We start from the raw sequence: 25,487 nt of genomic DNA on the forward strand, positions 1-25,487 counted from the left end.
CCGAAGGGCCCGACACCACCTGGTGTCGGGCCCTTCGTCGTGCCGGGGTGCGAGGGGTCAGTGACCCTCGTCGGCGAGCTTCACGATGCCCGCCTCGACGATGGCCTCGGCTTCGGCGGCGTCGCCCCAGCCCTCGGTCTTGACCCACTTGCCGGGCTCGAGGTCCTTGTAGTGCTCGAAGAAGTGCTCGATCTCTTTGCGGAGGTACTCGGGCACGTCGGTGACGTCCTGGATGTGCTCCCAGCGCGGGTCCTTCGCGGGGACGGCGATGACCTTGGCGTCGCTGCCGCCGTCGTCGGTCATGTTGAAGACGCCGACCGGGCGGACCTTCACGCCCACGCCCGGGAACAGCGGGTAGTCGAGCAGCACGAGCACGTCGACGGGGTCGCCGTCGAGGCCCAAGGTGTTCTCGAAGAAGCCGTAGTCGGTCGGGTAGACGAACCCGGTGAACAGGACGCGGTCGAGGTAGACGCGACCGGTCTCGTGGTCGACCTCGTACTTGTTGCGGCTGCCTTTGGGGATCTCGATCACGGCGTCGTACGCGGCCATGGGTGTGCTCCTTGCGATGCGTCGTTGGGGGTCCGACCCGACGGGTCGGCGGTGTCGCTAACGTTACAAGATGCCCGACAGACCCCGCCTGACCCCCGCGACGGCCGACGTCCGACGTGCCGTGCGCGCCTCCTTGTCCGGTCACGACGAGGGCGACCTCGTGCTGGTGGCGCTCAGCGGCGGGCCCGACTCGCTGGCGCTCGCGGCGGGCGTCGCGTTCGAGGCGCCCCGCGCGGGGCTTCGCGCCGGGGCGGTGGTCGTCGACCACGACCTGCAGGGCGACTCGCGCACCGTCGCGGCCCGCGCCGCCGAGCAGGCCCGTGGCCTCGGGCTCGACCCCGTCGTCGACGTGCGGGTGTCGGTCGGCACCGAGGGAGGCCCCGAGGCCGCGGCCCGCACGGCCCGGTACGCCGCCCTGGCCTCGACCGCCGCCGAGCACGGGGCCCGCACCGTGTTGCTCGGTCACACCCGTGACGACCAGGCCGAGACGGTGCTGCTCGGCCTGACCCGCGGCAGCGGCGCGACCAGCCTGAGCGGCATGGAGGCGCGGTCGGGCCTCTACGCCCGACCCCTGCTCGGCGTCGGTCGCGCGACCACGGCGGCCGCGTGCTCCGACGCCGGCCTCGAGGCGTGGGCCGATCCGCACAACGACGACCCCGCCTTCACACGGGTGCGGCTGCGGCAGACCGTCCTGCCGATGCTCGAGCGCGAGCTCGGGCCGGGCATCACCGAGGCGCTCGCCCGGACCGCCGACGCCCTCCGCGAGGACTCCGCCGCCCTCGACCACTTCGCCGACGAACTGGCCGAAGAGCTGGCCGACCACGCCGAGGCCGGCATCTCGCTCGACGTCCGGGGGCTCGCCGCGAACCCCGCGGCTCTGCGGCAACGGCTGATCCGGCTCGCGGTGCAGGGCGAGTTCGGCGTCTCCCTCTCGCGGGCGCAGACCCTCGAGGTCGCCCGGCTCGTCACCGACTGGCACGGCCAGGGGGCCGTGTCGCTGCCGGGCATTACAGTTGTACGCACCGGAGGCGCGCTGCACTTCTCGGCGACCGGCGCCTCCTGAGATCCCCCCTCGGCACCCCACGACCCCAGGAGCACGACACCACCATGGAACTCAGCGACATCGAGGCCGACCTGACCAGCGTGCTCTACACCGAAGAGCAGATCCACGACAAGATCGCCGAGGTCGCCCGGCAGGTCGAGGCCGACTACGCCGGCCGCGAGCCGCTGCTGGTGGGCGTGCTCAAGGGCGCCGTCATGGTCATGGCCGACTTCTCGCGCGAGCTCAAGCTGGCCGCCTCGATGGACTGGATGGCCGTCTCGTCGTACGGCTCGGGCACCAAGTCGTCGGGCGTCGTGCGCATCCTCAAAGACCTCGACAGCGACCTGCACGGCCGCGACGTCATCATCGTCGAAGACATCATCGACTCGGGTCTGACCCTGTCGTGGCTGCTCGAGAACCTGCAGAAGCGCGGCGCGGCCTCGGTCGAGATCTTCGCGCTCTTCCGCAAGCCGGCGGCCGCCAAGGTCGCCGTCGACGTCCGGTACGTCGGCTTCGAGATCCCCAACGACTTCGTCATCGGCTACGGCCTCGACTACGACGAGAAGTACCGCAACCTGCGCGGCGTCGGGGTGCTCGCGCCCCACGTCTACAGCTAGCGGTCCGCCCCCCGGCGGGGCGGATCAAGCCCTCGGCGAACACCCATCCGGCGCATAGCGGCTCCGATGTACCCTTTTGCTCACGTTCTTCCTGCAGAAAGGTGTCGGGCGTCGCCCGTACTGACATGGACTTCAAGAAACTCTTCCGCGGTCCGATCATCTACATCGTGATCGCGGTCATCGGCATCGGCATCGGGTGGAGCCTGATCAGCGGTGCCGGCACGACCCAGATCTCGACCCAGAAGGGCCTCGAGGCCATCCAGGGCGACCAGGTCAAGTCCGCGACGATCTTCAGCAACGAGCAGCGCGTCGACCTCGTCCTGAAAGACGGCGACAAGGCCGAGCAGTTCTACTACGCGACGCCGCGTGGCTCCGAGGTCGTCGACGCGATCAACGACGCGAACCTCGAGAACTTCGACGACACCGTCACGCAGACCAGCTGGTTCATGTCGCTGCTCGGCATCCTGCTGCCGTTCTTGATCATCGGCGTCATCTTCTGGTTCTTGCTCTCGTCCATGCAGGGCGGCGGCAGCAAGGTCATGCAGTTCGGCAAGTCCAAGGCCAAGCTCGCGTCGAAGGAGACGCCGCAGGTCATGTTCACCGACGTCGCCGGTGCCGACGAGGCCATCGAAGAGCTCGAAGAGATCAAGGAGTTCTTGAAGGAGCCCGCCAAGTTCCAGGCCGTCGGGGCGCGCATCCCCAAGGGCGTGCTGCTCTACGGCCCTCCCGGTACCGGCAAGACCCTGCTCGCCCGGGCCGTCGCCGGTGAGGCCGGCGTGCCGTTCTTCTCGATCTCGGGGTCGGACTTCGTCGAGATGTTCGTCGGCGTCGGCGCCAGCCGCGTCCGCGACCTGTTCGAGCAGGCCAAGCAGAACAGCCCGGCGATCATCTTCGTCGACGAGATCGACGCCGTCGGCCGCCACCGCGGTGCCGGCATCGGCGGTGGAAACGACGAGCGCGAGCAGACCCTCAACCAGTTGCTGGTCGAGATGGACGGCTTCGACGTCAAGACCAACGTGATCCTCATCGCGGCGACCAACCGCCCCGACGTGCTCGACCCGGCCCTGTTGCGTCCCGGCCGCTTCGACCGCCAGATCGGCGTCGACGCCCCCGGCCTCGACGGTCGCAGGCAGATCCTCGAGGTGCACGGCAAGGGCAAACCGCTCGCGGCCTCGGTCAACCTCGAGGTGCTGGCCCGCAAGACGCCCGGGTTCACCGGTGCCGACCTGGCGAACGTCCTCAACGAGGCCGCCCTGCTGACCGCCCGGTCGAACGCCCAGCTGATCGACAACCGCGCCCTCGACGAGGCGGTCGACCGCGTCATGGCCGGCCCGCAGCGCCGCAGCCGCATCATGAACGACCACGAGAAGCTCATCACCGCGTACCACGAGGGTGGTCACGCCCTCGCGGCGGCGGCGATGCGGCACACCGACCCGGTGACCAAGATCACGATCTTGCCCCGCGGTCGTGCCCTCGGCTACACGATGGTCCTGCCCCTCGAAGACAAGTACTCGGTGACCCGCAACGAGCTGCTCGACCAGCTGACCTACGCCATGGGCGGCCGGGTGGCCGAAGAGCTCGTCTTCCACGACCCCACCACGGGCGCCTCGAACGACATCGAGAAGGCCACGGCCACCGCCCGCAAGATGGTGACCGAGTACGGCATGAGCAACAAGGTCGGCTCGGTCAAGCTCGGGCAGGCGTCGGGCGAGATGATGATGGGCCGCGACGGCAGCTCGCGCGACTACTCGGAGAACATCGCCGAGACCGTCGACGCCGAGGTGCGCGTCCTGCTCGAGCAGGCGCACGACGAGGCGTGGGAGGTCATCAACGACAACCGCGACGTGCTCGACTTCCTCGCCCGTGAGCTGCTCGAGAAAGAGACGCTCGACCACGACGAGCTCGCCGTCATCTTCAAAGACGTCAAGAAGCTGCCCGAGCGCCCGCAGTGGCTCTCGAGCGACAAGCGCCCCGTGTCCGACCGCCCGGCGATCCCCATGCCGACGAAGTCGCCGGTCGACGCCGAGGCCGTCGACGGCGGCGTCGACTCCGAGCCGACCACCAAGCCGGCCCGCACGCGACCGCCCCGCACGACGCCGGGCATCGCCACGGCCTGACGCACGATCGGCCCGACCGGCTGCGCCACGGCGCAGCCGGTCGCTAGCCTGAGGGCTCGTCCCCAGCACCGAACGGAGGTACCGCCCCGTGACCGACCAGTCCGGCGGAACCCCCGCCGCACCCTCCGAGGCGCCGCTGAGGCGACCCCGGGGTCGAGAGCGGTACCCGGCCGACGTGGTGGTCGACGCGCCACCGTCGTCGGCCCGTGTCGCCGACGACGAGACCGCCGAGGGGCTCGTCACGCAGGGGCGGCTCGTCCTGGCCCTCGACGAGACCGCAGCCGTCCGCCCGCCGGCCCAGTTGCCGCCCGTGACGCACACTCCCGCGACGACGCCCGGGTCCGGTCTGCCGTCCGGGACGCCCACGACACGTTCGGCGGATGCCGGTTCCGAGACGCCGGCGGCCGCCGTAGCCGCTGCGCCCGGCCCGACCGCGGCCGCCGACCCCGACCCCGTGCCCATGCCCGACCGAGCGGTCGCGACCCGGTCCGGGCGTCGGCTCGTGGCCGGCGGCCGGTTCGAGGGGCCGTTGCACGAGCGGTCGTTCGACGACGTCGGCCCCGTGGTCGAGGCCCGGGCACGACCCGAGCGGCAGCGCGAGGCGTCGTACGCGGCACCGGTGGTGCGTGACCGGGGCGCGACCGGCCCGCGGTCGCACGCCGCGCCTCCTGCGTCCGAGCTCCGGCGATCGCGCGACCGCGCGGTGCGGCGCCGACCGGGGCCCGTCGTGATGGGGGTGCTGAACGTGACGCCCGACTCGTTCAGCGACGGCGGACGGCACCTCGACGTCGACGCCGCCCTCGCCCACGCACGGACGCTCGTCGCCCAGGGCGCCGACGTCGTCGACGTCGGCGGCGAGTCGACCCGGCCCGGTGCGGCCCGCGTCGAACCGGCCGACGAGCTGCGACGGGTGCTGCCCGTGGTCCGCCAGCTCGCGTCCGAGGGTGTGCGCGTCAGCATCGACACGATGAACGCGTCGACCGCGGCCGCCGCGGTCGAGGCCGGTGCCGAGATCGTCAACGACGTGTCGGGCGGTCTCGCCGACGTCGACATGGCGCGGGTCGTGGCCGAGAGCGGGCGCACCTTCGTGGCCATGCACTGGCGCGGGCGCCTCGACGGTTCGGGTCACGCACCCTCCGCCGCCTCGCGCGACTACGACGGCGACGTCGTCGGCACGGTCGTCGACGAGCTCGCCGCCCGCGTGGACGCCCTCGTCGCCCAGGGCGTCGACCCCGGGTCGATCGTGCTCGACCCCGGCCTCGGGTTCTCGAAGGTCGGCGCGCAGAACTGGCAGCTGCTGGCGCACCTCGACGTGCTGGGCCGGCTCGGACTGCCCGTGCTCGTGGCGGCGTCGCGCAAGCGCTTCTTGGCCGACCTCGTGCCCGAGGGCGCACCGCCCGCCGACCGCGACCCCGCGACCGCCGTCGTCAGCGTGCTGGCCGCGCAGGCCGACGTCTGGGGCGTGCGCGTCCACGACGTCGCCGGCACCCGGGCCGCCCTCGACGTGCTGCAGGCCTGGACCGAGGGCGCCGCCGCACCCCGTCGACCGGCGAGGCACGCGTGAGCGGCCGCGCCACCGGCCACGACGGGCTGTCCGATGCCTCGTCCGAGAGCGACCGCGGCGCGTCGCGTGACAGCGTTCCGCAGGACGAACGCAGCTCGGCGGCGGCACCGGCCGCCCTGCGTGCGCGGGGCCTCGACGTCCTCCGCCTCGAGGGCGTCCGGGCCACCGGGCACCACGGCGTCTTCGACCACGAGCGCCGCGACGGCCAGGAGTTCGTCGTCGACGTCGTCGTGCACCTCGACACGGCCCCCGCGGCCTCGGGTGACGACCTCGGCGAGACCGTGCACTACGGGGTGCTGGCCGAAGAACTCGTCGCCGCCGTCGAACGCGACCCCGTCGACCTGATCGAGACCCTCGCCGAGCGGTTGGCCGCCGTCGTCCTCGCCCACCGGGCGGCCGTCGCGACCGAGGTCACGGTGCACAAGCCCGGCGCCCCGATCACCGTGCCGTTCGGCGACGTGTCGATCACGATCAGCCGGGAGCGCGCGTGACCGGGCCGGGCCCGGCCGCGCCTCGCCAGACCGCGCCGCGCGTCCGGCGGCGGGCGGTCATCGCCCTCGGCTCGAACCTCGGCGACCGCGACACCCTGCTGCGCGAGGCCGTGCGGGCCGTCGACGCGACCCCGGGCGTGACGGTCGTCGCGGCCTCGGCCCCGGTGTCGTCCACCGCCGTCACGCTCGACGGCCCCGACCCGACCAAGCCCACCTACCTGAACGCCGTGCTGCTGGCCGACGTCACGCTCGACGACGAGGCCCTGCTCGACGCGCTGCAGGCGATCGAGGCGACGCACGGACGCACCCGCGACGTGCGTTGGGGCGACCGGACCCTCGACCTCGACGTCGTCGCCCTCGATGACGAGCGCATCGAGACCGAGCGCCTGCAGGTGCCGCACCCCCGCGCCGCCGAGCGCGCGTTCGTGCTCGAGCCCTGGCTGCAGCTGGACCCGGAGGCGCGGCTCGCGGGAGCAGGGCGGGTCGCCGACCTCGCGTCCCGCCTCACCGAGCACAGCCGCCCCGTGCCCGGGGCGACCTCGTTGCTCGACCCCGACCCCGGCCCCGAGCCCGTCGGCGCCCCCGAACCCACCCCCGACCCCACCCCCGCCCCCAGCCCAGGAGCCCCGTGAAGCACACCCGCCCCTCGACCCTGGTCGGCCTGATCATCGTGGCCGTGGCGGCCGGGTTCGTCCTCGACTCGGTGCTCGTGGCCATGCGGCAGCCCTCGATCGTCCTGCCCGCCGCCACCGGCCTCGTGCTGCTCGGCATCGGAGCCGTCGTCGTCTCGATGGCCGTGCCGGTGCGACGGGTGGCCCAGGGCTCGAGCAAGGAGCGCGTCGACCCCTACTACGCGACGCGCGTGCTTCTGCTGGCCAAGGCGAGCAGCCTGGCCGGCGCCCTGTTCGGCGGCTTCGCCGGGGGAGTGCTGCTGTTCGTCCTGTCACGGGGCGTGGGGCTCGCTGTAGGCTCCCTCGTGCCCACGATCGTCGCCGTCGTCGGCGGCGCCGGGTTGCTCGCGGCCGGCATCGTCGCCGAGCGGATGTGCACCGTCCCGCCCGCCGACGACGAGCGCGGCTCGGGCTCGGGCACCCAGGCGGTCTGACCGGCCGCGGCCACGCCACCGCACGACACCGACGCCGACCGGAAGAGACGCCGACATGGACCGACTCGACATCCCCGACGCCCAGTGGACCGGCGTCTCGCCGAAGTACGTCTGGCCCGAGCTGGTCGGCTACCTCGTCACCGGCCTGATCGTGGCCGCCGCGACCGCCCCCCTGTGGTTGATCGGCCAGTGGTGGACCTACGCGATCACCGCGGTCGTGGTGGTCGTCACGATCGTCGTGGCCGCCCTCACGCCCCGCCGCGTGCGGGCGATCGGCTACCAGCTGCGCGAGGACGACCTGCTGCTGCGCAAGGGCATCCTCTTCTTGCGGGTCGTGGCCGTGCCCTACGGCCGCATGCAACTGATCGACATCAACCGCGGGCCCGTCGTGCGCGCGCTCGGCCTCAGCGACCTCAAGTTCGTCACCGCGGCCGCGGCGTCGGCCGTCACGATCCCCGGCGTGCCCGCCGACGAGGCCGAGCGGCTGCGCGACCGCCTCGTCGAGCTGGCCGAGTCGCGTCGGGCCGGCCTGTGAGCGACCCCCGCACCGGGTCGGACGGGAGCGGGGCCCGACCCGCGCCTCCCGAGGTCGCCGCCCTCACCGACGGCGAGTGGCACCGCCTGCACCCGGCGACCCCGCTGCTCAAGGGCGGCATCGCGCTCGTCGCGGTGATGGTGATCCTGTTCAACAACGCGCGCGAGTACGTCGTCGAGCTGTTCGTGCCGGGCGGCCGGCGCGGCGACGAGGGCGACCCGTTCGGCTACGTCGTCGACCAGGGCTGGCTGGGGCTGCTGCTGCTCGCCGTGGTCGTCGTGATCGCGCTCTTCGTCGGCGGGGCCTGGCTGTCGTGGCGGATGAACACCTTCCGGGTCGGCGACGACGTCGTCGAGGTGCGCAGCGGCATCGTGTTCCGCACGAACCGCCGGGCACGACTCGACCGCATCCAGGGCATCAACATCCAGCGCCCGCTGCTCGCCCGGGTCTTCGGCGCCGCCAAGCTCGAGGTGAACCAGGCCGGGCAGGACGCCAACGTCAACCTCGCCTACCTGCGCTCGGCCTCGGCCGACGACCTGCGCCGCGAGATCCTGCGGAGGGCAGGAGGCGCGCAGCAGAAGCACGCGCCGGTCGCGACCGAGGGCGGCCCGGCCGACGCGACGACCGCATCGCACGCCGGCCCGACGGCATCGGCCACCCTCGACCCCGCCTCGGCCACGGCCGGCCCCGACGCGCAGGCCCCGCACCGGGCGGGCTTCGGCGGTCTCGTCGGGCAGCGCGCGAACGAGTTCCTCGCGCCCGAGCTCGACCCCGACGAGGCGCCGCCGCAGTCCGTCGTCGAGCTGTCGCCGGGGCGGCTGATCGGGTCGATCGTGCTGAGCGGGTACACGCTCTTCCTCGTGGCCGCGGTGGTCGCGATCGCCGTCAGCGTGATCACGACGGGCGAGTGGTTCCTGCTCTTCGCCTTGTTGCCCGCCGTGCTCGGCTCGGGCGGGTTCTACGTCAACCGCATCACGAAGTCGCTGCGCTACACGATCGCCGGCACGCGCGACGGCGTCCGCATCGGCTACGGGCTCTTCTCCACCTCGAACGAGACGTTGCCGCCCGGCCGCATCCACTCGGTCAAGGTCAGCCAGCCGCTGCTCTGGCGCCCGTTCGGCTGGTGGGACGTCAAGATCAACCGCGCCTCGCGCTCGAGCACCAAGGGCGCCGCCGGGCAGGAGAACACGACGATCCTGCCGGTCGGCGACGAAGAGGACGTCCGCCGCGTCCTCGAACTGATCCTGCCCGAGCTGGTCGGCGTGGCCGCCGTGGGCGTCGCCGCCGAGGAGGCGCCGGTCGACTCGACCGCGCCGGCGGACGTCCTCGAGGCCGTCGCCACTGCGACCGACGCGGCCGCGCCTCCGGTGCCGACGGACGCCGCGCCTCCTGCCGTCCGCGAGGCCGTCGAGACGACGACCGAGCACACCCTCTCGCTCGTCGAGGGGGGCCTCCGGTCGAGTGGCACCGACGGCGGCTTCACGGTGTCGCCCCGGCGGGCCGCCGTGTTGCGGTGGTTCTCGTGGCGGCGCAACGGGTTCCGCTCGGCGCCGGGCGCCCTGCTGCTGCGCAAGGGTGCGATCTGGCGTCAGCTCGTCATCGTGCCGCTGCCCCGGGTGCAGAGCGTGGGGCTCGTGCAGGGCCCGCTGCGTCGTCGGCTGCGGCTCGCGACCGTGCACCTGCACACCGTCCAGGGGCCGATCGTCGCCGAGATCGGCGCCCTCGACCAGGACGACGCCCTCGGCTTCTTCACCACCGCCAGCCGCGAGGCGGTCGCCGCCGCCCGCGCCGACCGCACCCACCGCTGGAGCGAGGAGACCCCGTGACCGACCCCCGCAGCTCCGACCCGCGCAGCTCCGACCCCCGCGCGGCATCGCGCGGCGGCGACCGACGCAGCGGCCGCCTGGGCGTCGGCATCGTCGGTGCCGGCAGGGTCGGCCCGGTGCTGGGCGCCGCGCTCGCCGCCGCGGGGCACGCGATCGTCGGCATCTCGGCCGTGTCCGAGCGCAGCCGCGACCGGGCCGAGGCGATCCTGCCGGGCGTGCCCGTGCTGACCGTCCCCGAGATCGTCGAGCGGTCCGAGCTCGTGCTGCTCGCAGTGCCCGACGACCAGCTCGCCGACCTCGTGCAGGGTCTGGCCGCGACGGGCACCTGGCAGCCGGGCCAGCTCGTCGTGCACACCTCGCCCCGTCACGGGCTCGAGGTGCTGCGGCCCGCGCTCGCCGCCGGGGCGATCCCGCTCGCCATCCACCCGGCCCTCGCCTTCACCGGCACGACCATCGACCTCGTGCGGTTGCGCGACGCCTGGTGCGCCGTGACCGCCCCGACCCCCGTGCAGCCGATCGGGCAGGCGCTCGTCGTCGAGATGGGCGCCGAGCCCGTCGTCGTCGCCGAGGCCGACCGGGAGCGCTACGCCGAGGCGATCGCCACCGCCACCGAGTTCTCGGCCGCGATCGTCCAGCAGTCGGTCGGGCTGCTGACCGAGCTGGGCCTGCCCGAGCCCGGCCGCCTGCTCGCCCCGCTGATGCGGTCGGCCATGGACGCCGCCCTCGGCGAGGCCGGTGGCTCGGCCGGCCCCGGTACCATCGACATGGCCTCGTTCGACGACGGCCCCACCGCGTTCGGTGACCCGCGCGCCTGACCCGGCCCGCGCCTCCCGCCCCCTCCACCACCCCAGGAGCACCTGACACATGACCGCCGCGCCCGATCCGACCACCACCCCCGACGACGAGGCCGCCACCGCCGCCCGCGAGGCGTCGGAGCAGAAGCAGGTGCGGCTCGACAAGCGCGCCCGCCTGCTCGAGTCCGGCGTCGAGGCGTACCCGGTCGGCGTGCCGATCACCGACACCATCGGCGCCGTGCGGGCCCGGTACGCCGAGCTCGAGACCGACAGCCGCTCGGGCGACGTCGTCGGCCTGGCGGGTCGCGTCGTGCACGCGCGCAACACCGGCAAGCTCTGCTTCGCCGCTCTGCAGGCCGGCGACGGCAGCCGCATCCAGGCCATGGTCTCGCTGGCCGAGGTCGGCGAGCAGCGTCTCGCCGACTGGAAGGAGCTGGTCGACCTCGGTGACCACGTCTTCGTGCAGGGCGAGGTCATCTCGTCGCGTCGCGGCGAGCTGTCGATCATGGTGTCGGAGTGGTCGATCGCGGCCAAGGCCATCCTGCCGCTGCCGAACCTGCACTCCGAGCTCAGCGAAGAGACCCGCGTGCGTCAGCGCTACCTCGACCTCATCGTGCGCGACCAGGCCCGCGCCACCGTGCGTGCCCGGGCTGCGGCGGTCTCGTCGCTGCGCCGCACCTTCGACTCGTACGAGTACCTCGAGGTCGAGACGCCCATGCTGCAGACGATGCACGGCGGCGCCGCGGCGAGGCCGTTCCAGACGCACAGCAACGCCTTCGACACCGAGCTCTACCTGCGCATCGCGCCCGAGTTGTTCTTGAAGCGTGCCGTGGTGGGCGGCATCGACCGCGTCTTCGAGATCAACCGCAACTTCCGCAACGAGGGCGCCGACTCGACGCACTCGCCCGAGTTCGCGATGGTCGAGGCGTACCAGGCCTACGGCGACTACGCCCAGATGGCCCGCCTGACGCAAGAGCTCGTGCAGAACGCCGCGACGGCGGTCGCCGGGTCGCACCTCGTCACCCTGGCCGACGGCACCGAGTACGACCTCGGCGGCGAGTGGGCCCGCGTGCCGATGTACGAGTCGCTCAGCGAGGCCGCGGGCGTCGAGATCACGCCGTCGACGACCGTGGCCGACCTGCAGGCCCTGGCCGCCACGGTCGACCTCGTCGTGCCGCACGAGACCCACGGCAAGCTCGTCGAAGAGCTCTGGGAGCACTTCGTCAAGCCGTCGCTCGACCGCCCGACCTTCGTCGTGGACTTCCCCGTCGACACGAGTCCGCTCGTCCGCCAGCACCGCTCGAAGCCCGGCGTGGTCGAGAAGTGGGACCTCTACGTCCGCGGCTTCGAACTCGCCACGGCGTACTCCGAGCTGGTCGACCCGGTGATCCAGCGTGAACGCTTCGTCGAGCAGGCGGCCCTGTCGGCCCGCGGCGACGCCGAGGCCATGCGCCTCGACGAGGACTTCCTCACCGCGCTCGAGCACGGCATGCCGCCGAGCGGCGGCATGGGCATGGGCATCGACCGCCTGCTGATGGCCATCACCGGCCTCGGCATCCGCGAGACGATCCTCTTCCCGCTCGTCAAGTAGGCCCGCGGCCGGCCCGCGTCGGCCCGGTCGGCCCGCGTCGGGCGACCGCCTCGAGGGCAGGAGGCGCGGTGCCGGTCGGGCACCGCGCCTCCGTCGTCTCGGCGTCTGTGTCGTCTCGGTGGCTGTGTCGTCTGCGTGCGTGTGTCGTCTCGGCGTCGAGAGGTGCCCGTGGTGTTCCCCAGCCGGGCGACGTACCCTGGTCGGGTGCCTGAGTCCCTCGCCGGAGCCATCGTCTTCTCCGTGACGCCCACCATCGTCGTGGGCCTCATCTTCTGGTTCATCGTCCGGGCCCTGCTGCGCTCCGACCGCACCGAGCGTGCCGTCTACGCCAAGGTCGAGGCCGAAGAGCGCGCCAAGGCCGAGGCCGACGAGCGCGACGAGTCGCGCCGCGAGGCCGGCCTCGGCGCCACCGACCGCCGCGCGGTCTAGCCCCGCTCCCTCGTTCCTGCCGGGGCGCCCCGTCGACTCGGGCGTCCTCGGGTCACGGCACCGCGCCTCCTCGGCTCGCGGTGCCGTCGTGCGTACCCCCGACAGATTTGCTGCCAGGTTTCCGGTGAGGGACCTGAGAATGTGTACCCCCGTCGTGCTAGCGGCCGCCTATACCCGTTTCGAGCTGCTGTCAAACGTCGTCCGCCTTCGTACCCCGTCGGCGTCGAAACTCTGGACGTGCGCTCCGAGATGGCCCGCGAGGGGCTGCACCGACTTCTGGCCCGACGGTGGTGCACGCCAGACTTGAACCACGCCGAAGAGCTTCACGAACTAATCGACGCGACATCAGGTCAGTACTTCGAGCAGGGAGAGAACGATGACGACCACTTCCGTCACCACGCGCAACACCACCACGGCCACCGACGACACCGAGGTCGAGGTCCTGTCGCAGGTCCGCGGGGCCTCCACCGACCAGGTCGGCGACTACCTCCGCCACATCGGTCGCATGCCGCTGCTCGACGCAGCGGAAGAGACCGAGATCGCCCGCCGCATCGAGGTCGGCCTCTTCGCCGGCGAGAAGCTCAAAGAGCTGCAGGCGGCCGACGCGGTCAAGAAGAACCGCACCAAGGCGCACGCCGAGATGCTGCGCGACCTCCGCTGGCTGCAGCACGACGGCGAGCGTGCGAAGGACCGCATGATCACCGCGAACCTCCGCCTCGTCGTCAGCATCGCCAAGCGCTACACGCAGCGCGGCCTGCCCTTCATGGACGTCATCCAAGAGGGCAACCTCGGCCTCGTCCGCGCCGTCGAGAAGTTCGACTACACGCAGGGCTATAAGTTCTCGACCTACGCCACCTGGTGGATCCGTCAGGCCATCGCCCGCGGCCTGGCCGACAAGGCCCGTGCCATCCGCATCCCGGTGCACACGGTCGAGCGCATCAACCGCATCTCGCGTGCCGAGCGTGACCTCACCGTCGACCTGGGCCGCGCGCCCACCGTCGACGAGGTCGCCGAAGAGGTCGCGATGGAGGTCGCCGACCTCATCGAGCTCAAGTCCCGCTCGCACGAGCCGGTGTCGATCCACACGGTCGTCGGCGATGCAGAAGACAGCGAGCTCGGCGACTTCATCGAGGACGAAGAGACCCCGTCGCCCACGCAGGCCACCGAGAGCTCGCTGCTGAACCGCGACATGCACGCCCTCGTGGCGACGCTGCCCGACGACGAGGCCCGCGTGATCCGCATGCGCTTCGGCCTCGACGACGACCAGCCGATGACCCTCGACGAGATCTCGAAGCGCGTCCACTCGTCGCGCCAGGCCGTCTCGCGCGTCGAGAGCCGTGCACGCCTCCGCATGTTCGCCAAGGCCGTCAGCCAGGACCTGCAGCTCTACCTGCAGTAGGCCTCGTGCGGCGTTCTTCGCCGCAGCACGCACCACGTCAGGGCCGCCGCCCGGGTTCCCCCGGGTGGCGGCCCTTCGTCGTGCCCGGTCTCTTCTCGTCCCCGGGCTCTTCTCGTGTCGGGCTCCTCTCGTGCCCGGGCTCTTCTCGCGTCGGGCTCTTCTCGTCCCCGGTCTCTTCTCACGCCGATCCGTCGAGTGGTCCCGAGCCGTCCTTCCCGGAGACTCGAACGACGATTCGGGACCACTCGGCCTCGCGGTCCGATTCTCGACGATTCGTCCACACCGCACGAAGAGGGGCGGTCGTGCACAGGCGCCTTGGCCTGAGGAGGCGCGGGCCGGTTCTCGCGACAAGGTCGGGTCATGCCTCGGATCGCCATTCCTCGTCACCTCGAACAGCCCTTCTCCGTCGCGCAGGGCAGGGCCGCGGGTCTCGGGCCCGAGCGGATGCGGGGGCCGGACCTCGTGCGACCCCACCACGGGGTGAGGGCCGCCGCCGATGACGACCGGGTCGACACCGTCGGCGACAGGGCCCGGCGCCTCATGCCGGTCATGGTCGACGGGTGGTACTTCTCCTACGTCACGGCTCTGGCTCTCTGGGGGTTGCCCGTCCCTGGCGGGGTGCACCGCGGTCACGAACCGCTGCACGTCAGCAGTGCGACCGGTCGCAGCGTTCGTCGCCCCGGCGTCGTCGGCCATCGTGTAGCCCCGGTGCCGCTGCGACTCGTCGACGGGCTCCCGGTCGCCGAGCCGATCTCGGCGTGGGTGCGTTCGGGCCAGCTCATGGGCCTCGACGACCTCGTCCGGGTCGGCGACGCGCTGGCCGGGTCGTGGTCGCCCCTGCTCGAGGCGCGGCGCCGGCGGCTCGACGACCTCGACAGAGCGATCTTCGAGGTCGGACGAGTTCGGGGCATCACGAACGTGCGAGAAGCTCGAGCGCTGGTCCGACCCGGGGTCGAGTCGCCGAAGGAGACCGAACTCCGCCTCCTCCTGATCCGGGCAGGGCTGCCCGAACCCGAGATCAACGTCCGCACGCACGACCGGCGCGGGCGTTACCTCGGCAGGCCCGACCTCCGGTACGCCTGGTGCAAGCTCGCCATCGAGTACGAGGGTGACGAGCACCGTCGCGATCCGTGGCGGTTCCGGCAGGACATCCTGCGCCGTGAGAGGTTCGCCGATGCCGGGTGGCGCACGGTCCGGTGCATTGACGACGACCTGCGCGGGCGTCGGGCCGACGAACTCGTCGAACGTGTCCGTCGCCTGCTGTCGTGACACGCGTCACGCGCCACGCTCTGCGGCCGTCGAGTGGTCCCGAATCGTCCTTCGCAGCCGCCCGAACGACGATTCGGGACCACTCGACCGGCTTCGCGGAGCGACGAGCGACGAGCGACGAGCGACGAGCCACGACCCGCCATCGACAGGGGAGGCGCGGGGCGGTACCGTGGGCGGACCCGGGCACCAGATGGCCGGGCCACGAGACGCTCCACGAGAGGGGTGATGAGCATGACTGCCGTCAACGCACACCACGCGTACCCCACTCACCCCGAGACCCTCCGCCCGTAGCCGGCCCCCGCCGCGTCGAAGCCCCTCGCCCCCGTGCGACGGAGCCGACGCCCGAGCGTCGCCCGCCGGGCAGGTCTCATGCTTCCCCTGGAGCACAGCTTGACCTTCTCCGACGATTTCGTCGTACCCACCTTCTCCACCGTCGACCCCGACGTCGACGCCGACCAGCGCTGGTCCACCTGGCCGGCCGCCACCCCCACCGAGCGAGGGCCCCGGCCCTGGCCCGCGTGGGTCGTCACCTCCGCTGCCGCGATCGACACCGAGCTCGGCGTCGTCAAGACCGGCAAGGAGGCCGACGTCCACCTGATCGACCGAGCCGTGCCGACGGACGTCGCGCTGGGCCCCGATGACGGTGCTCGCGCCTCCTTGCTCGCCGCGAAGCGGTACCGGGGCGCCGAGCAGAGCGACTTCCACCGCTCGTCCGAGTACCGCGAGGGGCGACGCGTCCGCAACACGCGCGACGGTCGGGCGATGGCCCGCGGCTCGCGGCACGGCCGGCGCGTGCAAGCCGGGCTCTGGGCCGCGGCCGAGTTCGACGCGCTGTGCCGGATGCACTCCCTCGGCGTCGCGGTGCCGTACCCGGTGCAGATCAGCGGCACCGAGATCCTCATGGAGTTCGTCGGTCACGGCGCCGAGGCCGCTCCGCGACTGGCGCAGGTCACGGCCGACGGCGCCGACCTGTGGCCGCTGTTCGAGCAGGTGCGCGAGATCGTGCTCGGGTTCGCCCGGGCCGGCTTCGCCCACGGCGACCTGTCGCCGTACAACCTGCTCGTCCACGACGGACGGGTCGTCGCCATCGACGTGCCCCAGCTCGTCGACGTCGCCAGCAACCCGAACGGGGTCGACCTGCTCGAACGCGACTGCCGCAACGTCTGCGCCTGGTTCGCCCGGCGCGGGTTCGTCCGCGACCCCGAGCAGGTGTTCGCCGAGGCGCTGGGCGAGGTGTTCTAACCGGGCCGGGCACGAGCCGGCGCCGGGCCCGAGTCGTCGACGGCGGCAGACCGCAGGAGGCGCGGTGCGCGGTAGTCGCGCACCGCGCCTCCTGCGGGCGGTCGCGTCAGCGCACGGGGCTGATGCCGGTGACGGCGGTGTCGTCGTCGTGCGCGACCCCCGCGATGCCGCCCGCGCGTTCGGCGCGCTCGCGGAAGCGGGCCCGCACGTCGGTCGGGACGAGTTCGAGCAGCTGGTCCTCGCGGAGCGGCAGGTCGAGCAGGCTGAGCTTGAGGCGGCCCTTGCGACCGTGCCGGTCGGCGTCGAGCCGGATCACCTGGCCCGCGTCGCGGCGCAGCACGAGCCTGATGACGCAGCCCTCGCTGACGTCGGCGACGACACGACCGTCGACCTCGAGCGCCGCGGAGTGCGTGCCGTCGCCGATCTCGAAGCGCAGCCGCTCGCGCGGGCCGAGCACCACCGAGCGGTCGATGCCCGACATCGGCGCCACCGGCGTGACGACGACGGCGGCGATGGCGGGCGACAGGATGGGCCCGCCCGCGGCGTAGTTGTAGGCCGTCGACCCGGCGGGCGTCGCCGCGACGATCGCGTCGGCCTTGTAGTAGCCGTAGGGCGTCTCGTCGAGCACGAGGTCGGCCGTCACGACGCCCTCGCCCGGGCGGCGGGCGACCGAGGCGTCGTTGAAGGCGAGGTAGGTGTTCTCGAAGCCGGTCGTGGTGTGCGTGACCTCGAGGGCGTGGTGCGGTTCGAGCGAGAACTGCTTGTCGCCGATGCGGTCGAGGGCCTCGGGCAGGTCGCGCGGCTCGACCTCGACCAAGAAGCCCACGTTGCCGTAGTTGACGCCCAGCACGGGCACGGGCCGCTCGGCCACCAGGCGCATCGCGCCGAGCATCGTGCCGTCGCCGCCCAGCGCGACCACGACCGAGACGCGGTCGCGGAAGGCCCGCTCGTCGACCAGCTCGACGCCGTCGCCGACGCGCGCCGCGTCCGACGTCATGGCGAGCAGGTGTGCCTCCGACCGGGTCGTCCAGTCGCGGATGATGTCGACGCTGTCGAGCACCGACTTCGTGGGGTGCGGAACGAGACCGACCGTGAACTTGCCCATGTGCGCGAGGCTAGCCGCCACCCCTGTCAGCGCGCCCCGTCAGCCCGCCCGCGCACTGCTCTATGCCCCCAGCGAACAGGGGCAGATTAAGCCGCGGGCCCTGGTTACTCTCTCTGTAAACCGGTGCCGTACCCTGCGGGCGCCAGATGCACATTCGGTGGCGACAACCACCCCGCCACCTAGGGAGCAAAGAAGATGTTCGAGAGATTCACCGACCGTGCCCGTCGCGTCGTCGTCCTCGCCCAAGAAGAGGCGAAGATGCTCAACCACAACTACATCGGCACCGAGCACATCCTGCTCGGCCTCATCCACGAGGGCGAAGGCGTCGCCGCCAAGGCCCTCGAGTCGCTCGGCATCTCGCTCGACGCGGTGCGCGAGCAGGTGCAAGACATCATCGGCCAGGGCCAGCAGCAGCCCACCGGCCACATCCCCTTCACGCCCCGGGCGAAGAAGGTCCTCGAGCTGAGCCTGCGCGAAGCGCTGCAGCTCGGCCACAACTACATCGGCACCGAGCACATCCTGCTCGGCCTCATCCGCGAGGGTGAGGGTGTCGCCGCCCAGGTGCTCGTCAAGCTCGGCGCCGACCTCAACCGGGTCCGCCAGCAGGTCATCCAGCTCCTCTCCGGCTATCAGGGGAAAGAAGCGGTGGCCGTGGGCGGCGAACAGACCCAGGGCGCGCAGGGTGGCAGCCAGGTGCTCGACCAGTTCGGTCGCAACCTGACGCAGGCCGCGCGCGACAACAAGCTCGACCCCGTCATCGGGCGCGAGAAAGAGATGGAGCGGGTCATGCAGATCCTCTCCCGTCGCTCGAAGAACAACCCCGTGCTGATCGGTGAGCCCGGCGTCGGCAAGACCGCCGTCGTCGAGGGCCTGGCCCAGGCGATCGTCAAGAACGAGGTCCCCGAGACGCTGAAGGACAAGCAGCTCTACTCGCTCGACCTGGGTTCGCTGATCGCCGGCAGCCGTTACCGCGGTGACTTCGAAGAGCGCCTGAAGAAGGTCACGAAAGAGATCCGCACGCGCGGCGACATCATCGTCTTCATCGACGAGATCCACACCCTCGTGGGTGCGGGTGCCGCCGAGGGCGCGATCGACGCCGCCTCGATCCTCAAGCCGCTGCTCGCCCGTGGTGAGCTGCAGACGATCGGTGCGACGACGCTCGACGAGTACCGCAAGCACTTCGAGAAGGACGCCGCCCTCGAGCGTCGGTTCCAGCCCGTCCAGGTCAACGAGCCCTCGCTGCCGCACGCGATCAACATCCTCAAGGGGCTGCGCGACAAGTACGAGGCCTTCCACAAGGTGTCCATCACCGACGGCGCGATCGTCGCGGCGGCGAACCTCGCCGACCGCTACGTCAGCGACCGCTTCCTGCCCGACAAGGCCATCGACCTGATCGACGAGGCCGGCGCCCGCCTGCGTCTGTCGATCCTGTCCGCACCGCCCGAGCTGCGCGAGTTCGACGAGCGCATCGCCGGCGTCCGCGGCCAGAAAGAGGGCGCGATCGAAGACCAGGACTTCGAGAAGGCCGCCTCGCTGCGCGACGAAGAGAAGAAGCTGCTCGGTGAGCGCCTCCGTCTCGAGAAGCAGTGGCGTTCGGGTGAGGCCGGTGCCGGTGGCACCGTCGACGAGGGCATCATCGCCGAGGTGCTGGCCCAGGCCACGGGCATCCCCGTCTTCAAGCTCACCGAAGAAGAGACCTCGCGCCTCGTCTTCATGGAGAAGGCCCTGCACCAGCGCGTCATCGGTCAAGAGCAGGCCATCGCGGCCCTCTCGAAGACCATCCGCCGCACGCGTGCCGGCCTGAAGGACCCCAAGCGTCCCTCGGGTTCGTTCATCTTCGCCGGGCCCACGGGCGTCGGCAAGACCGAGCTGGCCAAGGCGCTCGCCGAGTTCCTGTTCGACGACGAGGGCGCGCTGATCTCGCTCGACATGTCCGAGTACGGCGAGAAGCACACCGTGTCGCGGCTCTTCGGTGCCCCTCCCGGGTTCGTCGGCTTCGAAGAGGGCGGGCAGCTGACCGAGAAGGTCCGCCGCAAGCCGTTCTCGGTGGTGCTGTTCGACGAGATCGAGAAGGCCCACCCCGACATCTTCAACTCGCTGTTGCAGGTGCTCGAAGAGGGTCGTCTCACCGACGGTCAGGGTCGTGTCGTCGACTTCAAGAACACGGTCATCATCATGACGACCAACCTCGGCACGAAAGACATCACGGGTGGCCCCGTGGGCTTCCAGATCGAGGGCGACACGGCGACGTCCTACGAGCGCATGCGCTCGAAGGTCACCGAAGAGCTCAAGAAGCACTTCAAGCCCGAGTTCTTGAACCGCGTCGACGAGACGATCGTGTTCCCGCAGCTCAACCAAGAAGAGCTGCTGCAGATCGTCGACCTCTTCATCAAGCGCCTGTCCGACCGTCTGCTCGACCGCGACATGACGGCCGTGCTCTCGCAGTCCGCCAAGGAGCGCCTCATCGAGATCGGGTTCGACCCGTCGCTCGGTGCTCGCCCCCTGCGTCGTGCCATCCAGCACGAGGTCGAAGACCGGCTTTCCGAGCGCATCCTGCAGGGTGAGCTCAACGCGGGCGACCACGTCCAGGTCGACTTCGTCGACGGTGAGTTCACCTTCGCCACCTCGCGTCAGCCGGGTCGCGAAGAGGTGCTCGTGGGCGACGCCCCCGAGATCGAGAGCTAGGCACGACGGCATCACCAGCACGACAGCAACACCGTAGGAGGCGCGGGTCGCCTTCGACGCCCGGGGCGGTCTCTCACACGAGAGGCCGCCCTTCGGCGTACCCGGGGCCGGGTCGCGACCGCGTCGCTAGGCTGGGCGGCGACCCGCGCCTCCTCGGGTCGTGTGCTTGAGGGAGCCCGATGTCTGACGCCGCCGACGCGACGACCGCTGCCGATGCGACGGGTGCCGCCGGCCGGGTCGGCGGTGCCGGCGGGGGCGGCGGTGCCGGCCAGCGCGGCGATGCCGGCCAGCGCGGCGGTGCGGACCGGCACGGCATCACGGTGCGCGACGCCGTCGTGAGCGACGTGCCGCACATCCAACGGCTGTGCGAGCCGTTCGTGCAGAAGCGCATCCTGCTCGGCAAGGACCTCGTCACCCTGTACGGCGACGTGCAGGAGTTCCAGATCGCCGTCGGGCCCGACGGGGTGCCGATCGGTTGCGGTGCGCTGCACGTCATGTGGGACGACCTCGCCGAGGTGCGTACGCTCGCCCTCGACCCGGCGTGGATCCGCAAGGGCGTCGGGCACCGCCTGCTCGAGTCGCTCGAGGGCGCGGCCCGCCGACTCGAGATCGGCCGGTTGTTCTGCCTGACGTTCGAGGTCGACTTCTTCGAGAAGCACGGGTACCTCAACGTGGGTGACGAGGGGCTCGTGCCTCCGGACGTCTACGGCGAGCTGGTCCGCTCGACCGACGAGGGCGTCGCGGAGTTCCTCGACCTGGCTCGCGTCAAGCCGAACACGCTCGGCAACTCGCGCATGCTGAAGGCGTTGCCGGCGCTGTAGCCGTTCCGGCTGGGCTCAGGCCCGTGTTCGGGCCCGACCCCGACCCCACGTTCACCGTGGCCGGTCGAGTGGTCCCGAATCGTCCGTCGTGCCGCGGGGAAGGACGATTCGGGACCACTCGACCCGCGCCTCCTGGGCTCTCGGGGCCCGGGGGTGCTGCTAGCCGAGGGCCTTGAGGAGGTCTTCGGGGTTGGCGGCCATGGTGTGGGGGCCGGCGATGTCGAAGAAGACCTGCTCGATGACGTCGAGGTGGGCCTCGAGGAACGCCCGGAGCGAGAGGGCGTCGTAGAGCATGACCTGGCGGTTCGGGTCGTCGGGGACCATCGCGGCGTAGGTGTTGTCCGACGAGAAGAGCAGCAGGATGCGCTTGTCGGTGTTCTCGCGGCCGAAGACGCGCACCTGGTCGCCTTCGTCGGGGACGGCTCCGTCGTCGGGGCCGCCGGTCGAGGGGGCGCCGGTCGGTTCGTTCGGTTCGGTCGGCAGCACGAGCTTCGGCACCACGACGACGTCGTGACGGAGGGCGAAGGCGACGGCGGCGACGTCCTGGGCGGCGAGGGCGTGCTCGAGCGACTCGGACCGGAAGGTGCCGTTGCGGTCGGCCGGGTCGACGGGGTCGGAGGGCGTGGGGGCAGCAGGGGTGGCGTTCACGGGTGGGTCACTGTCAGTTCAGGATCATCTGGGCGGTGTCGGCGGAGGTGATGTCGCCGACCGAGACGGAGAGCCGGTAGGTGGCGCCGCCCGCGGTGACGGGGGTGCGCGAGGCCGACTCGCAGGTCTCGGCGGACGAGCGGGTGCGGTCCCAGGCGATGGCCGGGGTGCTGAGGGTCTGGCCGGCGGTGAGCGTGACGACCTGGTTGGTGCCGTTGACCTGGCAGTCCTTCGACGACCAGTACTGCTCTTCGCCGCTCGAGACGACGAGCGTCTGCTGCGCGGAGCCCAGGTCGATCGAGCAGTCGGAGCGGCCCGAGTTGGTGATCGTCATCGAGATCTGCGGCAGCTCGGTGGCGGCGTAGGTCGTCTTGTCGGTGACCGGCTTCAGGTCGATGTCGCGGGCCGAGCAGGTCGGGGCGTCGGAGGCGCCGGCCGTGGCGTCGTCGGTCGAGTCGTCGGCCGGGTCGGCGGTGGCGTCGGCGGCGGGGGCCGTCTCGCTGGGCGCGGGCGAGGGGGTGGCGTCGGCTGCGGGAGGAGCGGAGGTCGTCGCGGCGGCACCGGGTTCGGCCGAGCCTGATCCGGGACGGACGACGATCAACACGATGATGACCACGACCGCGATCAGACCGAGCGCGAGCACCGCACGACGACGCCAGTAGACCGAGGGCGGTTGCGGCCCGACCGGGTTCTTGAACGTCGACATGGGCACAGGTTAAGGGCCGGTCAGGGGGTTGGCCGGGACCACCGCGGCGTGTGGGCTGAGAATCCGCGTGGAGCGGGGTGCATGCGTCGGCGGTGGCGCCGAGCCGGGCGTACCCCGGTGCTTGGGGTGAGGTCGGGTGGGCTCGGCGGTGCGGGGCGCGGTGGGCCGAGTGGGCAGGAGGTGTCCTTCGCGTCCGTGGGAGGGGCATCTTCTGCCCCCTCGCGCCCGGGTCTCGTGCTCGGGGCGACCCGGGTCTCGGAGGCGCGGGTCGAGTGGTCCCAACTCGTCGCTCGAGGACATCGGAACGACGGTTCGGGACCACTCGACGGGCCGGTTCTCGAGCGGGCGGGCACCCTGGCTCAGGAGGCGCGGGTCGCCTCGGCCTAGAAGGCCCGGTCGAGCTCGCGGTCGCGTTCGGAGCCCGCGGCGCTGAACGCCCGGCGGAGCGCTTCGCGCAGGTTGCCCGCTTCGGCGTCGACGAGCTGGGTGAAGCCGAGGCGTCGGGCTTCGGAGGCGCGTTGCTTGGGTGAGGAGACGGGTCGGATCTCGCCGGCGAGGCTGATCTCGCCGACGGCGGCCATGGTCTGGGGGAAGGGCTTCTCGCGGCTGGCGCTGGCGAGGGCGAGGGCGATGGCGAGGTCGGCACCGGGTTCGGTGATCTTGATGCCGCCGACGGTGCTGACGTAGACGTCGGCGTCGCCGAGGCGGATGCCGGCGCGGCGTTCGAGCACGGCGAGCAGCATGGCGACGCGCGACGAGTCGACGCCGTTGACGACGCGGCGGGGCTGGGGCGTCGAGCTCGCGACGATGAGCGCCTGGACCTCGACGGGCAGGGCGCGGCGGCCTTCCATGGCGACGGTGATGCAGGTGCCGCTGACGGGGGTGCCGTTGCGTGACATGAAGAGGCCGCTGGGGTCGGCGACCTCGGCGATGCCGTCGCCGGTCATCTCGAAGCAGCCGACCTCGTCGGTGGGGCCGAAGCGGTTCTTGTGGGCGCGGATGAAGCGCAGGGCGGTCTGGCGGTCACCCTCGAACTGGCAGACGACGTCGACGAGGTGTTCGAGCAGGCGGGGCCCGGCGATGGTGCCGTCTTTCGTGACGTGGCCGACGAGCAGCACGGGCAGGTTGCGGTCCTTGCTGACGCGGATGAGGGTCGAGGCGACCTCGCGCACCTGCGACGTGCCGCCCGCGATGCCGTCGATGGTCGAGGACGAGACGGTCTGCACCGAGTCGACGATGACGAGCTGGGGGTCGACCTGGTCGATCTGGCCGAGGATGACCGAGAGGTCGACCTCGGCGGCGAGGAAGAGGTTGTCGTGCATGGCGCCGGTGCGTTGGGCGCGGAGGCGCACCTGCGAGGCGCTCTCTTCGGCGGTGACGTAGAGGACGCGGGCGCCGGTGGCGGCGGCGCGGGAGGCGACCTCGAGCAGCAGGGTCGACTTGCCGACGCCGGGTTCGCCGCTGAGCAGGATGGCCGCGCCAGGCACGATGCCACCGCCGAGCACGCGGTCGAACTCGGCGATGCCGCTCGGCCAGTAGGCGACGCTGTTGGCCTCGACCTGGGTGATGGGTCGTGCGACCCGGTCGCCGTCGACGCGGACCGAGGCTGTGCCACGGGCGCTGACGAGAGCCGAGGTGACGTCGACGACGGTGCCCCACTGCTGGCACTCGCCGCAGCGGCCGGCCCACTTGAGCGACGTCCACCCGCACTCGGTGCAGCGGAACGGGGGAGTGGTGGGGCGGGCCATGCTGTCAGCCTAGGAGGCGCCTCCGACATCCGACGGGGCGTCTGTCGGGGACGTGGGCGCGCCTCCTGCGGTGCCCGTCGCGGACGCGGCAGCGCTGTGGGCGGCGACCGCTTCGGCCTCGCGTGCTTCGTGGGCGGTGGCGGCTTCGTCGGCGGCGATGCGGGCGAGGCGGGCGGTGATGGCGGGTGCGAAGGCCGAGGCCCAGACGCGGTAGCCGCGGTCGTTCGGGTGGAAGAGGTCTCCGGCCGAGTTGCGGTAGGTGCGGAAGAAGCCCTGCTTGCGGGTGGTCTCGTAGAGCGGGGCGACGGTGAGGCCGAACTCGCCGGCGACGCGGCGGACGATGGCGTTGGCCTCGACGAGCTTCTTCTCGCGGTCGGGAATCCACATGGCGGGCAGGTCACCGACGATGGCGTGTGAGGGCAGGGCGCCGTAGATGACGCGCAGGTTCTTCTCGAACGACTCGGGGTTGAACTGGATGATGTCGTTGGCGCCGATGGCGACGGTGACGACGTCGGGTTCGTACTTCTCGAACTTCGGCAGCTGGTCCTTTCGGCAGAGCCAGGTGGTCGAGCCGCTGACGCTGAGGTTGACGACGCGAAGCGAGGTGTGGCTCTGGCGGCGGATCGAGGCCGAGATGCGGCCGACGTAGCTGCGGGCCGGGCTCGAGGCGCCGATGCCCTGGGCGGCGGAGTCGCCCATCGCGACGTAGAGCAGTTTGCCCTTGCGGTCGTAGCGGTCACGCCACCAGGCGGAATGGACGGGCAGCAGCGCGTTCAGTTCGGAGGCGGCCGCGTTGCGTCGCTGCATGAAGCGGGTGACGCCGGCGCCGGCGGCGGCCGTGGAGGCGAGGGTGACGCCGACGCCCGAGACGAAGGCGAGGACGGTGTGGCGTGAGGGCATGGGCCGAGGTTACGCCGGGCTCCGATGCCCGTGCCGGGCGTCTGTGCACCCTGTGCACAACCCCGAGGAGGCGCGCGCCTGTGGGCGACGGATCGCCCGGTTTCGTACCTGCCGCCGAATGTACTAAACTCGTCCTCGGTACCGTGTCCGAGCGGCCGAAGGATCATGTCTCGAAAACATGTGTGGGGGTTAACTCCACCGTGGGTTCAAATCCCACCGGTACCGCCATAGAAAACCCCTGGTCATCCAGGGGTTTTCGCTTTTCCCGGAGGCCCGGTGGTGCACATGTGGTGCGGCCTGCGAG

Annotated in this window: 23 protein-coding genes and 1 tRNA gene; 18 read left to right on the forward strand and 6 right to left on the reverse strand. The window is 71.6% G+C overall.

Going from position 1 to position 25,487, the window contains the following annotated elements; all coding sequences use genetic code 11:
• Positions 1–57: 57 nt before the first annotated feature.
• Positions 58–549, reverse strand: coding sequence for an inorganic diphosphatase (ppa, locus tag ITJ55_RS14515; RefSeq protein ID WP_194596016.1), 492 nt, complete (start codon positions 547–549; stop codon positions 58–60).
• Positions 550–619: 70 nt separating this feature from the next.
• On the opposite strand from ppa, the gene tilS reads away from it, so the two are divergent.
• The 15 genes from tilS to ITJ55_RS14590 all read left to right on the forward strand — a co-directional run bounded on the left by tilS (position 620) and on the right by ITJ55_RS14590 (position 16,570).
• On the forward strand, positions 620–1,612 hold the full coding sequence (tilS, locus tag ITJ55_RS14520; RefSeq protein WP_194596017.1) for a tRNA lysidine(34) synthetase TilS: 993 nt from the start codon (positions 620–622) through the stop codon (positions 1,610–1,612).
• A gap of 44 nt (positions 1,613–1,656) precedes the next feature.
• Positions 1,657–2,208 carry a hypoxanthine phosphoribosyltransferase gene (gene hpt / locus ITJ55_RS14525; RefSeq protein WP_194596018.1) on the forward strand — a complete coding sequence of 184 codons (552 nt, stop codon included), beginning with the start codon at positions 1,657–1,659 and terminating at the stop codon, positions 2,206–2,208.
• Between the two features lie 125 nt (positions 2,209–2,333).
• Entirely contained in the window at positions 2,334–4,325 is a 1,992-nt protein-coding gene (ftsH, locus tag ITJ55_RS14530; protein ID WP_194596019.1) for an ATP-dependent zinc metalloprotease FtsH, read from the forward strand.
• A 730-nt stretch (positions 4,326–5,055) separates the two neighbouring features.
• Positions 5,056–5,889: a dihydropteroate synthase gene (gene folP / locus ITJ55_RS14535; RefSeq protein WP_194596076.1), complete on the forward strand. Its 834-nt coding sequence runs from the start codon at positions 5,056–5,058 to the stop codon at positions 5,887–5,889.
• Positions 5,886–6,380: a dihydroneopterin aldolase gene (gene folB, locus ITJ55_RS14540; RefSeq protein ID WP_370544188.1), complete on the forward strand. Its 495-nt coding sequence runs from the start codon at positions 5,886–5,888 to the stop codon at positions 6,378–6,380. The genes folP and folB overlap by 4 nt, the downstream gene beginning before the upstream one ends.
• Positions 6,377–7,012, forward strand: a complete 636-nt coding sequence (gene folK / locus ITJ55_RS14545; RefSeq protein ID WP_194596020.1) for a 2-amino-4-hydroxy-6-hydroxymethyldihydropteridine diphosphokinase — start codon at positions 6,377–6,379, stop codon at positions 7,010–7,012. The genes folB and folK overlap by 4 nt, the downstream gene beginning before the upstream one ends.
• On the forward strand, positions 7,009–7,485 hold the full coding sequence (locus tag ITJ55_RS14550; RefSeq protein ID WP_194596021.1) for a DUF3180 domain-containing protein: 477 nt from the start codon (positions 7,009–7,011) through the stop codon (positions 7,483–7,485). The genes folK and ITJ55_RS14550 overlap by 4 nt, the downstream gene beginning before the upstream one ends.
• Before the next feature lie 55 nt (positions 7,486–7,540).
• Entirely contained in the window at positions 7,541–8,020 is a 480-nt protein-coding gene (locus ITJ55_RS14555; RefSeq protein ID WP_194596022.1) for a PH domain-containing protein, read from the forward strand.
• Positions 8,017–9,846 (forward strand): PH domain-containing protein, encoded by a 1,830-nt coding sequence (locus ITJ55_RS14560; RefSeq protein ID WP_194596023.1) that lies wholly within the window; start codon positions 8,017–8,019, stop codon positions 9,844–9,846. Before ITJ55_RS14555 ends, ITJ55_RS14560 begins: the two co-directional genes overlap by 4 nt.
• Positions 9,843–10,661 (forward strand): Rossmann-like and DUF2520 domain-containing protein, encoded by an 819-nt coding sequence (locus ITJ55_RS14565; protein WP_194596024.1) that lies wholly within the window; start codon positions 9,843–9,845, stop codon positions 10,659–10,661. The genes ITJ55_RS14560 and ITJ55_RS14565 overlap by 4 nt, the downstream gene beginning before the upstream one ends.
• A 49-nt stretch (positions 10,662–10,710) precedes the next feature.
• Entirely contained in the window at positions 10,711–12,231 is a 1,521-nt protein-coding gene (lysS, locus tag ITJ55_RS14570; RefSeq protein WP_194596025.1) for a lysine--tRNA ligase, read from the forward strand.
• 204 nt (positions 12,232–12,435) lie between these two features.
• Positions 12,436–12,660 carry a hypothetical protein gene (locus ITJ55_RS14575; protein ID WP_194596026.1) on the forward strand — a complete coding sequence of 75 codons (225 nt, stop codon included), beginning with the start codon at positions 12,436–12,438 and terminating at the stop codon, positions 12,658–12,660.
• A 376-nt stretch (positions 12,661–13,036) separates the two neighbouring features.
• A complete protein-coding gene (locus ITJ55_RS14580; RefSeq protein ID WP_071256028.1) occupies positions 13,037–14,059 on the forward strand; it encodes a sigma-70 family RNA polymerase sigma factor in 1,023 nt (340 codons plus the stop codon).
• 360 nt (positions 14,060–14,419) lie between these two features.
• A complete protein-coding gene (locus ITJ55_RS14585) occupies positions 14,420–15,328 on the forward strand; it encodes a hypothetical protein (RefSeq protein WP_194596027.1) in 909 nt (302 codons plus the stop codon).
• A 390-nt stretch (positions 15,329–15,718) separates the two neighbouring features.
• On the forward strand, positions 15,719–16,570 hold the full coding sequence (locus tag ITJ55_RS14590) for a serine protein kinase RIO (protein ID WP_228498538.1): 852 nt from the start codon (positions 15,719–15,721) through the stop codon (positions 16,568–16,570).
• Positions 16,571–16,676: 106 nt separating this feature from the next.
• On the opposite strand, the gene ITJ55_RS14595 is transcribed toward ITJ55_RS14590, so the two are convergent.
• Positions 16,677–17,675, reverse strand: coding sequence for an NAD(+)/NADH kinase (locus ITJ55_RS14595; RefSeq protein ID WP_194596029.1), 999 nt, complete (start codon positions 17,673–17,675; stop codon positions 16,677–16,679).
• Positions 17,676–17,870: 195 nt separating this feature from the next.
• Between ITJ55_RS14595 and ITJ55_RS14600 the strand changes: the two genes are divergently transcribed.
• Both ITJ55_RS14600 and ITJ55_RS14605 read left to right on the forward strand, forming a co-directional pair.
• Positions 17,871–20,360, forward strand: a complete 2,490-nt coding sequence (locus ITJ55_RS14600) for an ATP-dependent Clp protease ATP-binding subunit (protein WP_056260094.1) — start codon at positions 17,871–17,873, stop codon at positions 20,358–20,360.
• 179 nt (positions 20,361–20,539) lie between these two features.
• Positions 20,540–21,181 (forward strand): amino-acid N-acetyltransferase, encoded by a 642-nt coding sequence (locus tag ITJ55_RS14605; protein WP_194596030.1) that lies wholly within the window; start codon positions 20,540–20,542, stop codon positions 21,179–21,181.
• Between the two features lie 159 nt (positions 21,182–21,340).
• Here the strand turns inward: ITJ55_RS14605 and ITJ55_RS14610 are convergent, their stop codons facing one another.
• From ITJ55_RS14610 to ITJ55_RS14625, 4 genes are all read right to left on the reverse strand, one after another.
• Entirely contained in the window at positions 21,341–21,829 is a 489-nt protein-coding gene (locus tag ITJ55_RS14610) for a dehydrogenase (RefSeq protein WP_194596031.1), read from the reverse strand.
• A gap of 13 nt (positions 21,830–21,842) precedes the next feature.
• The gene (locus ITJ55_RS14615) at positions 21,843–22,535 is read right to left on the reverse strand and encodes a hypothetical protein (RefSeq protein ID WP_194596032.1); all 693 of its coding nucleotides are present in this window, start codon (positions 22,533–22,535) and stop codon (positions 21,843–21,845) included.
• 383 nt (positions 22,536–22,918) lie between these two features.
• Positions 22,919–24,283: a DNA repair protein RadA gene (radA, locus tag ITJ55_RS14620; RefSeq protein ID WP_056260088.1), complete on the reverse strand. Its 1,365-nt coding sequence runs from the start codon at positions 24,281–24,283 to the stop codon at positions 22,919–22,921.
• A 9-nt stretch (positions 24,284–24,292) separates the two neighbouring features.
• On the reverse strand, positions 24,293–25,183 hold the full coding sequence (locus ITJ55_RS14625) for an SGNH/GDSL hydrolase family protein (protein ID WP_194596033.1): 891 nt from the start codon (positions 25,181–25,183) through the stop codon (positions 24,293–24,295).
• A gap of 137 nt (positions 25,184–25,320) precedes the next feature.
• Between ITJ55_RS14625 and ITJ55_RS14630 the strand changes: the two genes are divergently transcribed.
• Positions 25,321–25,411 (forward strand) — tRNA-Ser (locus ITJ55_RS14630).
• Positions 25,412–25,487: the final 76 nt, after the last annotated feature.

The organism is Frigoribacterium sp. VKM Ac-1396 (assembly GCF_015350895.1).
Classification (GTDB): Bacteria; Actinomycetota; Actinomycetes; order Actinomycetales; family Microbacteriaceae; genus Frigoribacterium.

Coding starts and splice junctions, on each gene's coding strand:
- ppa (WP_194596016.1), bottom strand. CDS start 549: ATGGCCGCGTACGACGCCGTGATCGAGATCCCCAAAGGCAGCCGCAAC.
- ftsH (WP_194596019.1), top strand. CDS start 2,334: ATGGACTTCAAGAAACTCTTCCGCGGTCCGATCATCTACATCGTGATC.
- ITJ55_RS14585 (WP_194596027.1), top strand. CDS start 14,420: ATGCCTCGGATCGCCATTCCTCGTCACCTCGAACAGCCCTTCTCCGTC.
- radA (WP_056260088.1), bottom strand. CDS start 24,283: ATGGCCCGCCCCACCACTCCCCCGTTCCGCTGCACCGAGTGCGGGTGG.
- lysS (WP_194596025.1), top strand. CDS start 10,711: ATGACCGCCGCGCCCGATCCGACCACCACCCCCGACGACGAGGCCGCC.
- ITJ55_RS14600 (WP_056260094.1), top strand. CDS start 17,871: ATGTTCGAGAGATTCACCGACCGTGCCCGTCGCGTCGTCGTCCTCGCC.
- folP (WP_194596076.1), top strand. CDS start 5,056: ATGGGGGTGCTGAACGTGACGCCCGACTCGTTCAGCGACGGCGGACGG.
- tilS (WP_194596017.1), top strand. CDS start 620: ATGCCCGACAGACCCCGCCTGACCCCCGCGACGGCCGACGTCCGACGT.
- ITJ55_RS14555 (WP_194596022.1), top strand. CDS start 7,541: ATGGACCGACTCGACATCCCCGACGCCCAGTGGACCGGCGTCTCGCCG.
- ITJ55_RS14625 (WP_194596033.1), bottom strand. CDS start 25,183: ATGCCCTCACGCCACACCGTCCTCGCCTTCGTCTCGGGCGTCGGCGTC.
- hpt (WP_194596018.1), top strand. CDS start 1,657: ATGGAACTCAGCGACATCGAGGCCGACCTGACCAGCGTGCTCTACACC.
- ITJ55_RS14615 (WP_194596032.1), bottom strand. CDS start 22,535: ATGTCGACGTTCAAGAACCCGGTCGGGCCGCAACCGCCCTCGGTCTAC.
- ITJ55_RS14595 (WP_194596029.1), bottom strand. CDS start 17,675: ATGGGCAAGTTCACGGTCGGTCTCGTTCCGCACCCCACGAAGTCGGTG.
- ITJ55_RS14580 (WP_071256028.1), top strand. CDS start 13,037: ATGACGACCACTTCCGTCACCACGCGCAACACCACCACGGCCACCGAC.
- ITJ55_RS14605 (WP_194596030.1), top strand. CDS start 20,540: ATGTCTGACGCCGCCGACGCGACGACCGCTGCCGATGCGACGGGTGCC.